The organism is Methylorubrum sp. POS3 (assembly GCF_043352485.1).
Classification (GTDB): Bacteria; Pseudomonadota; Alphaproteobacteria; order Rhizobiales; family Beijerinckiaceae; genus Methylobacterium; species Methylobacterium suomiense.
In genome coordinates, this window is the sequence record NZ_JAPRBT010000001.1 from 1,628,271 (window position 1) to 1,642,329 (window position 14,059).

At 68.4% G+C, this 14,059-nt stretch carries 11 protein-coding genes; 3 read left to right on the top strand and 8 right to left on the bottom strand.

Annotated elements, in window-relative coordinates; all coding sequences use genetic code 11:
- Nucleotides 1–17: 17 nt before the first annotated feature.
- Both OWC43_RS07755 and OWC43_RS07760 read right to left on the bottom strand, forming a co-directional pair.
- Nucleotides 18–2,141, bottom strand: coding sequence for a carbohydrate porin (locus tag OWC43_RS07755; RefSeq protein ID WP_393956258.1), 2,124 nt, complete (start codon nt 2,139–2,141; stop codon nt 18–20).
- Nucleotides 2,142–2,483: 342 nt separating this feature from the next.
- Nucleotides 2,484–3,017, bottom strand: a complete 534-nt coding sequence (locus tag OWC43_RS07760; RefSeq protein ID WP_137829556.1) for a DUF2147 domain-containing protein — start codon at nt 3,015–3,017, stop codon at nt 2,484–2,486.
- 310 nt (nt 3,018–3,327) lie between these two features.
- Here OWC43_RS07760 and ndk point away from each other — a divergent pair, with 310 nt between their 5' ends.
- Both ndk and OWC43_RS07770 read left to right on the top strand, forming a co-directional pair.
- On the top strand, nt 3,328–3,750 hold the full coding sequence (gene ndk / locus OWC43_RS07765) for a nucleoside-diphosphate kinase (RefSeq protein WP_393956259.1): 423 nt from the start codon (nt 3,328–3,330) through the stop codon (nt 3,748–3,750).
- A 234-nt stretch (nt 3,751–3,984) separates the two neighbouring features.
- Complete coding sequence (locus tag OWC43_RS07770; protein ID WP_137829558.1) at nt 3,985–4,365, top strand: hypothetical protein; 381 nt, start codon at nt 3,985–3,987, stop codon at nt 4,363–4,365.
- A 278-nt stretch (nt 4,366–4,643) separates the two neighbouring features.
- Here the strand turns inward: OWC43_RS07770 and OWC43_RS07775 are convergent, their stop codons facing one another.
- Entirely contained in the window at nt 4,644–5,159 is a 516-nt protein-coding gene (locus OWC43_RS07775; protein ID WP_137829559.1) for a L,D-transpeptidase, read from the bottom strand.
- A 176-nt stretch (nt 5,160–5,335) separates the two neighbouring features.
- Nucleotides 5,336–6,001 carry a 5,6-dimethylbenzimidazole synthase gene (bluB, locus tag OWC43_RS07780; protein WP_393956260.1) on the bottom strand — a complete coding sequence of 222 codons (666 nt, stop codon included), beginning with the start codon at nt 5,999–6,001 and terminating at the stop codon, nt 5,336–5,338.
- 462 nt (nt 6,002–6,463) lie between these two features.
- Between bluB and OWC43_RS07785 the strand changes: the two genes are divergently transcribed.
- Nucleotides 6,464–6,859, top strand: coding sequence for a DUF2794 domain-containing protein (locus OWC43_RS07785; RefSeq protein WP_137829561.1), 396 nt, complete (start codon nt 6,464–6,466; stop codon nt 6,857–6,859).
- A gap of 141 nt (nt 6,860–7,000) precedes the next feature.
- Here the strand turns inward: OWC43_RS07785 and OWC43_RS07790 are convergent, their stop codons facing one another.
- The 4 genes from OWC43_RS07790 to OWC43_RS07805 form a co-directional block, all read right to left on the bottom strand.
- On the bottom strand, nt 7,001–9,166 hold the full coding sequence (locus OWC43_RS07790; RefSeq protein ID WP_393956261.1) for a TonB-dependent receptor: 2,166 nt from the start codon (nt 9,164–9,166) through the stop codon (nt 7,001–7,003).
- Nucleotides 9,167–9,665: 499 nt separating this feature from the next.
- Nucleotides 9,666–10,283, bottom strand: coding sequence for a bifunctional 4-hydroxy-2-oxoglutarate aldolase/2-dehydro-3-deoxy-phosphogluconate aldolase (gene eda, locus OWC43_RS07795; RefSeq protein WP_393956262.1), 618 nt, complete (start codon nt 10,281–10,283; stop codon nt 9,666–9,668).
- A gap of 27 nt (nt 10,284–10,310) precedes the next feature.
- A complete protein-coding gene (gene edd / locus OWC43_RS07800; protein WP_393956263.1) occupies nt 10,311–12,140 on the bottom strand; it encodes a phosphogluconate dehydratase in 1,830 nt (609 codons plus the stop codon).
- Nucleotides 12,141–12,439: 299 nt separating this feature from the next.
- Nucleotides 12,440–13,942, bottom strand: a complete 1,503-nt coding sequence (locus OWC43_RS07805; RefSeq protein WP_393956264.1) for an HWE histidine kinase domain-containing protein — start codon at nt 13,940–13,942, stop codon at nt 12,440–12,442.
- Between the last annotated feature and the right edge of the window lie 117 nt (nt 13,943–14,059).

A 14,059-nucleotide genomic window follows, 5' to 3' on the forward strand; every position in this document is an offset into this window, starting at 1 on the left:
GTTCGGGCCGTACGGTCTCAGAAATCCGTGTGCAGCCGCGTCCCGAAGAAGTCCGCCGGGCCGCGGTCGCGGTTATAGGCCGGGTTCTCGACGTGCTGGTAATCGAGGGACACGGTGACGCCCTTGGTCAGGTTCATCGCGTAATAGACCTCGACCGCCCGCTCCGGGCTGTAGTTGAGCCGCCCGTCGCCGATCAGCAGGCCGAGGCCGCCATTGGCGAAATAGGCCCGATGCGTGCGCGAGATCGTGTTCGTCGAGGCGCCGAAGCCCACCGTGTCCTGCGGGCGGCCCCAGGCGGAGCCTTTCAGGGACAGGCCGCCGGAGATCGAGCCGTCGACATCGGTGAAGGACAGGCTCTCGTTGCGCCCGTCATTGGCGCTGGCGCGGGCGAACAGGCCGAGATCGGCGGTGAGCGCCTGCTCCAGATTGACGTAGACCCCGCTCTTGCGCCGCGGGGCGCGGGTGGCGATCACCGCCTCGTTGATGTCCGCGAAGGCGCCGCCCTGCGTCAGGGCCACCACCTGCCGGAAATCGGCGGTGTTGCCGACATTCGAGAACAGGCCGAGGCGGAGCCGGCCCGGCTGGTCGAGGGCGGGAAGCGTGTAGCGTCCCTCGACCTCGATATTGGTGCCCGCCCGCTCGAACACCCGGGGGTCCAGCACGTCGGAGGAGGGCTCTTTCGGCACCTGGGTGTAGGCGGCACGGACCGCGAACGCGGCGCGGTTGTACTCGACCATCAGCCCCTGCGTGAAGCCGGGGAGATTGGCGGGGAAATCCCAGGCGGCGGAGGCCCACAGGCCCCAGTTCATGAAATCGACCCGCGGATCGTGGGCGTAGAGATTGCCGTCGAAGAAGTCGCCCAGGGCGAACTTGCCGGCGATCACCGTGATGCGCTCGACATCGCGGGTGCCGGCGATCGAGTTCGGCCCGTCCGGCACCGCCTCGGTCTCGCCGCCGAGGCCGAAGGTCTGGCGGACGAAGTAGCGATTGGAGCGCAGCTTCGGGAAGGGGGCGCCGGCCTTCTGCGCCTCGCCGTTGACGAAGCCGGCGACGCCGAGCGTGCGCGAGAGGCCGAAGCCCTGGCTGAATTCCGGGTTGTAGTAGAGTTCCGTGCCCTCCCACAGCTTGAGGCCGAGGAACAGCGTCGCGGTGGTGGTGGCCTGCGCCTGATCCGGCACGAGGCTCTGCGGCCCGCGATAGGGCGCGCGGAAGCCGCCCACCGCTTGGTTCACGAACGTCGTCTGGCCGTGGAGCGAGAAGCGGCTGTCCTTCGGGCCCTCGTCCTCATCCGGCTGGAGGACCAGCGCCTGCGGGTGCCAGGTCAGCCGGGCCATCATCTTGTTGGAGACGAAGGCGGCGCGGGTCGTCACCGGCCCGCCATTCGGGCCCGGCACCGTGCCGAGATCGAACCGGCGGGTCTCGCCGAGGTCGCTGTAGCGGTAGTCGATCCCGAGCGAGAGATGCGGATGAACCGCGAATTGGACGCCGGCGCCGAGCGTGAAGCCCAGGGAGGACACGTCGCGGGAGGCGGTCGCGGTCGGGCCGCCGTCGAGGTCGGGATAAGTGGCGAGCACGCGCCCGCCGGCGGCGGTCAGCCCGGCGCTCGCGTAGATCAGATTGTTGCCGAAGGCGTAGCCGAGACGGCCGCGCAGCGCCCCGAACAGGCCGGTCTTCTCGCGGATCAGGGCGAAGGGGGGATCGATGCCCTCGTAGCCGAAGCCCGGGGCGTCGGAGCGCACGCCCCGCTTGAGATTCGTGCCGACGAGATCGGCCTCGACCCCGTAGACGAAGGCACCGGTTTGCCAGTTCCAGCCGGCAAAGGCGCCGCCGACCGCGGTGGTGGCATCGGCCCCGAGGTCGCGGCTGCCGGTGGCATCGCCCGTGGCGACGCGCGGCACGCGCCGGGCCCCGATCGTGGTCGGACCGAAATCGTAATTGCCGAAGGAGGCGCCCGCGCTGCCCTGGAGGCCGAGATAGGGACCGGACCAGTCGATCGCAGCCGCCGGGGCCGGGCGCGCCGCGAGGTCGGCGGCCTGCGCCCCTGATGCACCGAGCCCGACGAGAGCGGCGAAACAGGCTGCCCCCGTGCGGCTTGCCTTGGCGCGGATGACTCGGCCTTCCGTGACGCGATTCGTCCGCAACCCCGCCGCTCCCCGCACGCTTCACGGGGCGGGGTACCAGATGCTCCCGCCTCCGTAATCCGGGCCGCATCGTTCCGTCGCGAACGGTTGCAGATGCGCCACGGCGCGACAAAGGCGGTATTCGTCCGACAGGACGATGACAGTCGGCGAAACGATCGGGAAATCGCGCGGGAAACACAGGATGGGCGCGGCGCGGCCACTTGCCGCTCTCAAGCGCTGCTGTAGGTAGACGGTGCCTGGACCCCCATCAGGTTAGGCAACCGACTTGAAGGGCGCATCGGTGACGATGCGCCCGCTTTCGTTTCACGGCATCGATCGGTGCCGAAAGGGCGGCCGAGACGCCTATTCCGCCGCGGCCTTGGCGGCGGCGGGCTTGGCGGCCGGCTTCGCGACGGGCTTGGGTGCCTCGGGCTGGATCGCGGCCTGCTGGTTCACGTCCGGCACGCGGGTCCAGGTCTGCGAACCGCACAGCACCTTGAGCATGCAGCCCTGCACGTTCAGCTCGGCCTCGCTCTCCCGCTCCAGGCTGACCTGATAGATCTTGCCCTCGTCGGCATTGTAGATCTCGCCCGCGAAGGCGGCATCGTCGGGCTTGAGGTTGTCGAGCAGCGTCAGGCCGATGATCGGGCGGGCGCGCTTCTTCGGGTCGGGGTTCTTGGCGTCGGTGCGCGGCGCGCCGGCATCGTCCGTGGGCGTCTTGAGCCACACCACCTTGCCGCAGGCATTGGCGCCGCTGGGGCCGCAGCGGTCGATCCGGATCTTGGCGCGGCCGTCGCCCGTCAGCCACGTGCCGGACAGGTCCTTGGGGGCGGCGTTCGCGGCGGTCGAGATCAGCAGGGCCGAGGCGGCGAGGCCGAGGCGGGCGGAAAGACGCATGGAAGGCTCCTGAGGCGGTGCCCCGGAAGGGGCGGGGGCTTACGGAGATCGATGGACCCGCCCTCCCGGAGGAGGAGCGGAACGTTCGCTCGCGATGAGGCCTCCGCATTCCGGCGAATTTTCGGCAGTGTTGCGCAAAAGCCATGGCGAGGCTGGACGGCCCCCGCTGTCCTGATCCTTCCGATGATCACGGAGGTCCGATGGGCCGCTTCGGTTGAGGACGGCCGAACCCGCCGCTATAAGCCGCGCGCGCCGGCTGCCCCTCTGCGCGTCGCGCGATCCTTCTCTTCTCAGCACCCGGACTGGACTCATGGCCCTCGAGCGCACCTTCTCCATCCTCAAGCCCGACGCCACCCGCCGCAACCTCACCGGCGCGGTCAACGCCGTGATCGAGGCCGCCGGCCTGCGCATCGTCGGCCAGCGCCGCATCCTCATGAGCCGCGAGCAGGCGGAGGCCTTCTACGGGGTGCACAAGGAGCGTCCGTTCTTCGGCGAGCTCGTCGAGTTCATGACCTCGGGCCCGGTCGTCGTGCAGGTGCTCGAAGGCGAGAACGCCGTGGCCAAGTATCGTGAGGTGATGGGCGCCACGAACCCGGCCCAGGCGACCGAGGGCACGATCCGCAAGCAGTTCGCCGAGTCCGTCGGCGAGAACACCGTTCACGGCTCGGATAGCGTGGACAACGCCAAGATCGAGATCGCCCAGTTCTTCACCGACGCCGACATCGCGGCGTAATCTGATCGCGTCGTATCCGGTCGGGTGCGACGCGATCCGGCGGGCGACCGCTTCGAGGTCGAGGAAGCCGTCTTGGTCGTCGGGCGAGCGTCGCCCGGCGGACTCACCCGCGCGCCAATCGCGGCGCGGGCGCCGCATTCTCGTCGCAGTGTGACTCTCCTGCGCTAGCGGCGCGGCCAAGCTTGGCCGGAAACAGGATCCCGACGATTTCCCGTCATGACGGATCCCGCTTCCATGCGCTCACCGCTTTCGCGCACCGGCCGCCTCGTGCTCGCGGCCGGCCTCGTTTCGCTGCTCGCCGCCTGCAACAGCGCCGGGCGCACCGGGCAGTACGCCGCGCTCGAGGGCTACACGCCCGACCCGACGCTCAAGACGGCCTCGAAGAGCAACCTCACCGGCCGCGTGCGCAACGCCTGCACGGTCGTCCAGTCTCGCCTCCAGAAGGTCGAGCAATCGACGCTGGCCGCGCCCTGCGGCTGCTACGCCGACCGTACCCTCGCCGCCCTGGACAAGGACGAGGTCGCCTCGTACCGCGCCACCGGCTACTTCAACGACACCGCCACGGCGAAGGCGCTGAGCGCCCTCGACAGCTGCAAGCTGCCGCGCCCGGTCTGATCTTCGAGCAAACCGGTTTCTCGGTCGGCCTCAATCGCCGGGGCGGGCCTCCACAGTCTTAAGGCTTCCGCTTCGCTGGAGCATCGTGCCGGATATCGGATCCGGCGCGGTGCTTCAGGCTGTTGTGCCGCATCGGCTTTTTCCTGAAAGCCGGTTCCCCCTTTCGGGCCGATGCTTCAGACGGACTCGGCTCAAAGCCGAAGCTTACGCTCGCACGGCTGCGCGTGTGGGCCTCGTCCGGTCTATCTCCCGGTCATGACGCAGCTGGGATTAGCCTCTCACCGCACCACGTAGACCTGCGTCCCCACCGAGACACGCTCGATCAGGTCGGCGATGTCGTGATTGTACATGCGGATGCAGCCGTAGGACGCGAAGGTACCGATCGAGCTGGGGCGGTTGGTGCCGTGGATGGCGTATTCGCCGCCGCGCAGCGTCATCGCCGCCACCCCCATCGGATTGCCCGGCGAGCCGCCGCGGATGAGGTTGGGCAGCCAAGGCTTGTCGCGCTTCACCTCGCGGGGCGGCGACCAGTCGGGCTGGTAATACTTGCCGTCGATCTCGGTCGCGCCGCTCCACTGCTTGCCCGGCTTGCCGACGGCCACCGCGTAGCGGATCGCCGTGCCGTCGCCGTTGACGAGATAGAGCCGACGCTCGCCGGTGCGCACGACGATGCTGCCCCGCGCCATGCCGTCCGCGAACGGGACGATCTCGCGCGCCTGCGCCGTGCCGATCAGGCACAAACCGGCCATGAGCGAACCCGTCAGGGCCGCCCTGTACTTGCCTGTTCCGAACATCGAAGACCGCCTTTCCGAGCGTGACCGTAACTCGGAAGACGTTGGAGCGTTCCACCTTGCCGCATTGCTTCACAGACTTCGGTGTCGGAGCGCTATGCACCGTCGCTTGAAGTCACGGAGAATGCCGAACTGGCAGGTTCGCGCGCATTTTAAGTGTCGCGGTAAGCAGCGTCCGCTCACCGCTCGTGCAGATGGGCGGATTCCGGGGCGCGCGCCTGCCAGCCATGGCGGACGAGTTCCGGATCGGCATGCTCCTCCTGCGGGCGGCCGACGCAGAGATAGGCGACGAGGTCCCAGGCCTCCGGTACGTCGAGGAGGCGGGTGATACGGGCGGGTTCCAGGATCGAGACCCAGCCGACGCCGAGGCCGTGGGCGCGGGCGGCGAGCCAGAACGCGTGCACGGCGGCGACCGCCGAGTAGCGCAGCATCTCCGGCATGGTGGCCCGGCCGAGGCCGTGGCCGGCCTCCGTGGCGCCGTCGCAGAACACGGCGAGGTGAACCGGGGCTTCCTTCAGCCCGGCGAGCTTCAGCCCGGCATAGAGGGCACGGCGCGCATCCCCGTAGCTGTCCCGCGCCGCCGCGTTGCAGCGCTCGAAATCCGCCGTCACGGCGGCCCGTCGGGCCGGGTCCGAGACCCGCACGAAGCGCCAGGGCTGGCTGTTGCCGACGGAGGGCGCCAGGGCCGCCAGGCCGAGGCAGGCCCGCAGCACCTCTTCCTCGACCGGATCGGCGCGGAAGCGGCGCACGTCGCGCCGCCACGCGAACAGGTCGCCGAGCCGCGCCCGAAAGGCGGCGTCGAAGACCGGCGGGCCGTTCTCGCGAGGATCGGGGGCGTCGGGCATGCTCCGGCTTCTGGCGCCGAAGCGGGCCGCTGGCAACGGGCGCGCCCTTCGGGTGTGTCGGGCGGAGGCTTCGGACGAAAAAAGGGCGGCGCTCCGAAGAGGCCGCCTGAAGTCCTTGGGTCTCGAAACCTCCGGGTGTCGGCGAGCCGGATCCGGAATGACGCCCGAGGGCTGGGGAGCTCGGGTTTCGGGCGCCACCCCGAGGACGCGCCGACGAGGTTTCAGGTCACACATGATCGTGTTCCGGTGACCTTGGCAAGGCGAGATCGCGGCGGGAGCGTGGCCGAGATAGCCCAGAGTGCGACCGCGCACACGGTGTCGTCATGGTGGTTGCACCGAAGCCGGCAGGGCAGCCCGGCCATGCGTGGCCGGCGAAGCACCTTGTCGGCACGGGCCGGGCGGCCCATCATTCCCGGATAAGAACCGGCGGCCCGATCCGGGCCGATGCGCCAGGGAGCGACGATGAGCGAGGGGCAGAGCGCCGAGCACCGCCCGAGCGAGCGGGACGCCCAGCGGGAAAAAGCTGTGGGCTCGCAGGTGATCCCGTTCCCATCCGCCACGACACCGCAGGTCGCCTTCCAGCGCGACGAGCTGCGGATCCTGTTCAATCTCTATGGCCGCCGCGTCGCCGAGGGCGAGTGGCGAGACTACGCGCTCGATTTTCGCCGCGACAAGGCGGTGTTCTCGATCTACCGGCGCACCTCCGAGATGCCGCTCTACCGGATCGAGAAAGATCCGAAGCTCGCCCGTCGCCAGGGCGCCTACGCGGTCATCGCGGCAAGCGGCCTCGTGATGAAGCGTGGCCACGACCTCGCACGGGTTATCGGCGTGCTGGAGGGTCCGCTGAAAGCGGTGTGATCCGGCCGCCCCCGAAAGCCGGGGCTCGAGAGGCGGTCGGTCCGATCTGCGTTGAGGTGGCCACGGCGGCACGGACGAGAGCGTCGTCCCGGATGCGCGACCCAGGACGACGCTCTCGTCGCGAACGATGCCGGACGGCGTCTACCAGCGCACGATCAGCTGCGCGCGCACGGTGCGGGGTGCGCCGGGCATGATGTTGTTGTTGTTGTGGGCGGAGAGGATGTAGCGCCGGTCGAACAGGTTCTCGACGTTGATCTGGAAGCGCGTGTTCTCGTTGATGTTGTAGAAGATGCCCGCGTCGAAGCGGGAATAGCTCGGCAGACGCACCCTCCCGTCGGACAGGGCGAAGGCGTGCGACTGGTTGATGAAGCCGATGCCGACGGAGAGCTGCCGGCTGAGGTCGAACCGGTTCCACAGCGTGTAGGCGTTCTGCGGCACCAGAGCGACCGTGTTGCCGCGGAGGATCGAGTCGGTCAGGTTCCCGGTGATGCGGGCATCGGTGAAGGCGTAGCCGCCCGCCACCGACCACCAATCGGTGAGGTAGCCGTTGAGGCCGATCTCGGCGCCCTTGGTGTTGGTGCTGCCGGCCACGGCAAGGTTGAAGTTGCCGCCGGTGTAGATGCGCTGGTTGGTGCGGTCGAGGTCGAACAGGGCGCCGGTGAGCTGCAGGCTCGGCGACACGTCGTACTTCACGCCGACCTCGGCATTCACGAACTTCTCCGGTTCGGTGATCGACTGGGTGGGCGACAGGGCGCTGAACTGGTCGCCGGAACTGGGAAGGTACGAGACGCTGTAGCTGCCGTAGACGGACAGGTTCTGGAACGGCTTGATCACCACGCCGGCCCGCGGCGAGATCAGATTGTCGATGCGGTTCTGCGTAACGGCGTTGTGGCGATTGAGGGACGAGAAGTCGAAGTGATCGAAGCGCAGACCGCCGATGATCTGCAGATACTCGTTCACCTCGACCTGATCCTGAACATAGGCGGCGGCGAGGCCGAGATCGTAGGTGCTGTTGGCCCCCGATGAGAGGTTGACGAAATTGACGCCGACCCGCGTCAGCGGCGCGAGGGGATTCACGACCAGGGAGCGCGTGCCGTTGGAGGCGAAGAACCCGTCCTTGCGCAGGCTCTGACCCTTCTGGTAGCCGAGTTCGAATCCGCCGAGCAGCGTATGCTTGAGCGGTCCGGTTCGGAACTGATAGGTGAAGTCGGTCTGATTGAAGTAATTCGTCCGGTCCGTCTGGCTGTTATAGGCCGCGATCGAGACCTGCGTGCCGGCGGCGTTGACCGCTCCGCCGGGGAAGACGTTCTGATAGAACTTGTTGTAATCGGCAAAGCGCGACTGGCTGTGCATGACGACGCCGTTGTCGAACGCGTGGTCGAGCTGGGCGGTGGCGATATGCGCATCGACATGCGTCGGCGACAGGAACGGGTTGCCGAAATAGCGAGATGTGTTCTCCCGGTAGCGGTAAGGCCGGTTGAAGTACGAGGGCAGGCCGCGATCGGTGGTGCGATCGTCATGGAAATACTCGTACGAGAGCTTGAGCGTCGTCTTCGGCCCCAGCAAGAAGGTCATCGTCGGATTCACGCCGTAGCGGCGGATGTCGACGAAGTCGCGGTAGGCGGCCGTATCCTCGAAGACGCCGTTGAGGCGGAAGAAGACGTTGTCCGAAACCCGGTCACCGACATCCAAAGCGACCCGCTTGTTCCAGAACTGACCACCCTGGGCGACCACCTCGCGGATCGGCACCCCGTCCGCCTCCTTGAGGACGCGATTGATGACGCCGCCGCCGCCGCCGCGACCGAAGATCATCGCGTTGGGGCCCTTCAGCACCTCGATGCGCTGCGTGTTGTAGAGATCCCGGTAATATTGCACGTCGTCGCGGACGCCGTTGACGAAGAAGTCCGCCGTCGTGCGCTGGCCGCGGATGACCAACTCGTCGCGGTTGCCCTCGCCCTGCGCCTGGATGACGCCCGGCACGTAGCGCGTCGCCTCGCCGATCGATTGGAAGCCCTGATCGCGGATCTGTTCCTGCGTGATCACGGAAACGGATTGCGGCGTGTCGATGAGCGGCGTCGGTGTCTTGGTCGCGCTGCGGGTCGCCTTGCCGAGATAGCCGACGGTGACGCCGCCCTGCGGGCCGTTCCGCACGCCCCGCAGACCTTCGACGGAGAGTTCGTCCAAGGTCACGGCGGGTGAGAGGGATGGCACGGGGCCGACCGTTTGCGCCTGAACAGGTGCCGTGCAGGCCGCCGAGACGCCCGCAACGATCGCGAAGGCAGCCTCCTGGGTTCTTGAATATCGCATGTTCGAATCCCGTCTTCTTGGAATTATTGGACGACGTCGTGTCGCCGTATTTTTCCGAGATGGCGGAGTGGGCTGTTCAAGATCAATTGAATTTTAACAGTAAGTTAGACTGATAAAATCGGAAAAATATGTGCCATATATAAAATATATGAGTTTTGTCAGTGGTTTATCGTGATTATATGAAATCAATATAAATAAGATGAGATGTGGAACGGAGCGGGCTGTTGCGCCGATGCAGCAGTTGGGGTGGTCGGGGCATCTTGTTCAGGCTGGGATTTGATCACGCTCAAGCCATTGTCCGGCGGCGTCCGGGGCGCAAGCGGCCTGACGACAGCCGATGTCCACACCGTTCCGCGCGGTTGATTCGGCGGACAGCCTTACATGGAACAGGGCTTCCCTCCCTCCGGCACTGGGACAGGGGGGATGGCATTGAAGGGCAGATCGCAGGATCGCGCGCCCCCCCTGCGTGGGAGCGGCATCACTCGCGGAATGAGGAGGGTCAGACGGCGCGCAAGGCTGCGGCAGCTTGCGCCAGTCGCCGGATCGCGGCCGGATCGGGCTTGCCCGCCGGCACCACCCAGCTTCCGCCGACGCAGAGCACCGAGGGGTGGGCGAGCCAGTCCGGGGCGGTCGTCTCGGTGATGCCGCCGGTGGGGCAGAAGCGCACCCGATGGAACGGCGCCGCCAGGGCCTTGAGCGCCTTCAGCCCGCCCGCCGCCTCCGCCGGAAAGAACTTGAACCGCTCGAGCCCGTGGTCGAGGCCGCGCATGATGTCGGCCGAGGTCGCCACGCCCGGGAGATAAGGGACGCCGGAGGCGGTGGCGGCTTCGGTGAGGGGCGCGGTGAGGCCGGGACTGACGATGAACTTCGCACCCGCGCCGATGGCGGCGTCGAGGTCGCGGGCGTTCAGCACGGTGCCGGCGCCGACCACGGCACCCTCCACCGAGGACATCGCCCGGATCACATCGAGGGCGGCGGGGGTGCGCAGGGTCACTTCGAGGGCGGTCAGTCCGCCGGAGACCAGGGCCTCGGCGATCGGCACGGCATCCGCCGCATCCTCGACGACGAGGACCGGGATCACGGGGACGGAGCGCATCAGCGCGTCGATGGGGCTCATGTCGGTGTCTCCCGGTGGTTCTCGTCGTCAGAGGCCCGCGGCCGCCAGCATCGCCGAGCCGCCGCGCTCGGCATCGTCGGCGCCGTGGCGCATGAAGGCGAACAGCTCGCGGCCGGTGCCGAGGCCGGGCGGCGGCGGGGCGGCGTCCTCGCGGGCATCCCATTCCGCCGGATCGACCAGCACCTCGAGTACGCCGTCCTCCGCCGAGAGGCGGATCACGTCGCCGTCGCGGATGCGGCCGATCGGGCCGCCGCCGACCGCCTCGGGGCTGAGATGGATCGCCGCCGGCACCTTGCCGGAGGCGCCCGACATCCGCCCGTCGGTCACCAACGCGACCTTGTGGCCGCGGTCCTGCAGAACCCCCAGCGGCGGCGTCAGCTTGTGCAGCTCCGGCATGCCGTTGGCCCGCGGCCCCTGGAAGCGCACGACCACGACGACGTCGCGCTCCAACTCGCCCGCCTTGAAGGCGGCGATGACGTCGTCCTGATCGGAGAAGACGCGGGCCGGAGCCTCGATGGTGCGCCGCTGCGGCTCGACCGCGCTGGTCTTGAAGGTGGCACGCCCGAGATTGCCCTTCACCAGCCGCATCCCGCCATCCGGCTGAAACGGTGTTGCGGGCGGGCGCAGCATCGTGTCGTCGAGGGGCTCGGCGGGGGCGTCCTCGAATGTCAGATCGTCTCCCTCTCCCGAAAGCTTCGGGTCGCGGGCGTGGTCGCGCAGGCGGGTGCCGGCCACCGTCAGGATGTCGTCGTGCAGGAGCCCGGCATCGATCAGCGAGGCGATGACGTAGGACATGCCGCCGGCGGCGTGGAAGTGGTTCACGTCGCCCGCGCCGTTCGGGTAGACGCGGGCGATCAGGGGCACGACGCCGGACAGGCGATCGAAATCCTCCCAGTCGATGACAATGCCGGCGGCGCGCGCCATGGCCGGCAGGTGGATCGCGTGGTTGGTCGAGCCGCCGGTGGCGAGCAGGCCGACGATGGCGTTGACGATCGCCTTCTCGTCGATGCAGCGCCCGATCGGCCGGTAATCGTTGCCGTTCCAGCCGATCTCGGTCAGCCGGTGGATCGCCGCGCGCGTCACCGCCTGGCGCAGGCGGGTGCCGGGATTGATGAAGGAGGCGCCGGGCATGTGCAGGCCCATCACGTCCATCATCATCTGGTTGGAATTCGCCGTGCCGTAGAAGGTGCAGGTTCCGGCGCCGTGATAGGAGGCGGACTCGCTCTCCAGAAGCTCCTTCCGCCCGACCTTGCCCTCGGCGAAGAGCTGGCGGATGCGTTGCTTCTCCTTGTTGGCGAGGCCCGAGGGCATGGGACCGGCCGGGATCAGGATCATCGGCAGGTGGCCGAAGCGCAAGCTCCCGATGATCAGGCCCGGCACGATCTTGTCGCAGATGCCGAGCAGGGCCGCGCCCTCGAACATGCCGTGGCTGAGCGCCACGGCGGTCGAGAGGGCGATGACGTCGCGGGAGAACAGCGACAATTCCATGCCGCGCTGGCCCTGGGTGACGCCGTCGCACATGGCGGGCGTGCCGCCGGCGACCTGGGCCGTGGCCCCCACCTCGCGGGCGAAGATCTTGATCTGCTCCGGGTAGCGCCCGTAGGGCTGATGCGCCGAGAGCATGTCGTTATAGGCGGTGACGACGCCGATATTCATGGCCCGGCCCGCGATGATCGCCGACTTGTCCTCGCCCGACGCCGCGAAGCCGTGGGCGAGGTTGCCGCAGGCGAGCTTCGGGCGGTGCACGCCGGCCTCGCGCTCCCGGTCGATCAGGTCGAGATAGGCGCGGCGGCTGTCGCGGGAGCGGGCAATCACCCGCTCGGTGACTGCGGCGACCTCGGGATGAAGCTCCGGCATGGCGTTTCGCCTCGTTCGTTTCGCGGGGTGCACGCAAGAACGGCGCCCGGCTCGCCCGTCCTTACCATGGAGCGGTTCGAAACGGGATTGCGGCCGATGGAGCGATCGGTCCGGGTGTCAGGACTGGCGGCTGCCACCCCACCCATCCCCCTCCTCCTGAGGTGCGGAGCGTAGCGAAGCCGCGAAGGAGGCCTCCAGGGATCGTTCAGACTTCTGGAGCCCTCCTTCGAGGCCCGCTCGCGCGGACACCTCAGGATGGGGAATCGGATGGGATGAAGGGGCGGCGGAGCGAGCGGCCCTCAATCCGGCAGCGGCGCCTCGACGGTGAAGACGAGGCCGCGGGGGCGGTAGTCGATGGCGGCGCGGCCGCCGAATTCGGCAGCGAGCACGCGCTCGATCATGCGGGTGCCGAACCCGACCCGGGTCGGCTTCTCCACCATCGGGCCGTCGAGTTCCTCCCAGCGCAGCCGGAGCAGGGCGGGCGTCGGCCCCTGGCCGTCGGCGGAATCCTTGCTGGGCCGGGCGCCCGGAGGCTTGCCGTCGACCTCCCAGTTCAGGATCACCCGGCCGGAATCGTTGGAGAGGCCGCCATATTTCGAGGCGTTGGTGGCGAGTTCGTGCAGGGCCATCACCACGGCGAGCGTCAGGCGCGGCGACAGGCGCACCTCCGGCCCACCGACCCGGATGCGGCCCCGCGGGGTCACCCGGAACGGGCTGAGCGCGGTCTCGACCGCCTCGGCCAAGGTCGCGCCGACATCGTTCTCGGAAGTGAGGATGTCGTGGGCGCCCGCCAGCGAGTTGAGGCGCGCGTCGAGCGTCTTCTGCGCATCCTGGATCGAGGCGGCGTTGCGCAGGGTCTGGTGGGCGATCGACTGCACGGTGGCGATCGAGTTCTTGACCCGGTGTTTCATCTCGGCGGCGAGCAGCGCGCGCTGCTCGTCGGCGCGCTTGCGCTCGGTCACGTCCAGCGAGATGCCCGCCATGGAGAGCGGCGCGCCGTCGGCCCGATAATAGGCTCGGCCACGCAACTGAACCCAGCGGACCTCGCCGCCCGGCCCGGTGACGCGATGCTCGACGTCGTAATCGGACCGCCGGTCGATGGCGGCCTGCATCGCGGCCTCGAGCTTCGGGCGATCCTCCGGCACTACGGCGGCGACGAGATCGTCGTAGGTGAAGGGCTCCTCGGCCGAGCGGCCGAAATTCAGCTTGCACAGCTCCGAGGCGACGAGGCGGCGCGCGCCCAGATCGAGGCTCCAGGCGCCGAGGCGGCCGGCGGCGAGCATGAAGTGCAGGCGGTTCTCGCTGCGGGTGAGGTCGTCGTTGCGGCGCTCGACCTCCTGCTCCAGGGCGTCGCGGTCGCGCTGGAGCCGCACCAGACGGTCGCGCTCCAGCGTCACGTCGAACTGCGAGGCGAAGAAGTAGGTGAGCTGCCCCTCCTCGTCGAAGACCGGCGAGATCAGCAGCCGGTTCCAGAACACCTCGCCGCTCTTCTTATGGTTCAGCAGGTCGATCTCGATCGGAACGCGCCGCTCGATGGCGTCGCGGATCCTGTCGACATCGGCGCGGTTCGTCTCCGGCCCCTGGAGGAAGCGACAGTTCTGGCCGAGGATTTCCTCGCGGCCGTAGCCCGTGAGCTTGATGAACGCGTCGTTGACGAAGACGATCGGGTTGTCGGGCTGACTCGGATCGGTGATCAGCATCGGCATCCGGGTCGCCCGAACGGCGGCGGCGAAGGGGTCCGAGCTCTTGGCGACGCGGTGAAGTTCCGCGTCGATCCGGTCGTGCTCCTGGCGGCTGGTCACGGTCAGCGTTGTCCCGACGATTCCTTGGGGCGGTCGAACAGGCGGCCCCCCACGCCTTTCGGACGGGCAGCCCCATATCATCTCGGGCGCCACAATCGCATCACAGACGCGAGAGCG